Raw genomic sequence first — 258 nt, 5'->3', positions numbered from 1 at the left:
CGCCGAAGCGCTTGGCGGCCTTAGACCCGCCCCTGAGCACAACCGAGCCGATGCCGCCGTAGCCCTTCAACTGGCGCGTGGCCAACTCGTGCTGCGGGTGGGTGGGCAGTCCCGGGTAGATGACCGTCTCGACTGCAGGGTGGGTCTGCAGCCAGCGCGCCAGCGCCAGTGCCTTGGCACAATGGGCCTTCATGCGCAGCGGCAGGGTCTTCAGACCACGCAGCGCGAGGAAGAGGTCAAATGGCCCCTGCACCGCGC

The 258-nt window shown here is 68.6% G+C and carries 1 protein-coding gene; it reads right to left on the bottom strand.

Annotated elements, in window-relative coordinates; genetic code table 11:
* The coding region (locus tag ACQG3P_RS20330) for a PLP-dependent transferase (RefSeq protein WP_426806052.1) at nt 1–258 on the bottom strand (258 nt) is incomplete at both ends.

The sequence above is a fragment of the Stenotrophomonas sp. SrG genome, assembly GCF_050031795.1.
GTDB classification, from domain to species: domain Bacteria; phylum Pseudomonadota; class Gammaproteobacteria; order Xanthomonadales; family Xanthomonadaceae; genus Stenotrophomonas; species Stenotrophomonas rhizophila_A.
This window is presented reverse-complemented; position numbering and strand designations above follow the sequence as displayed.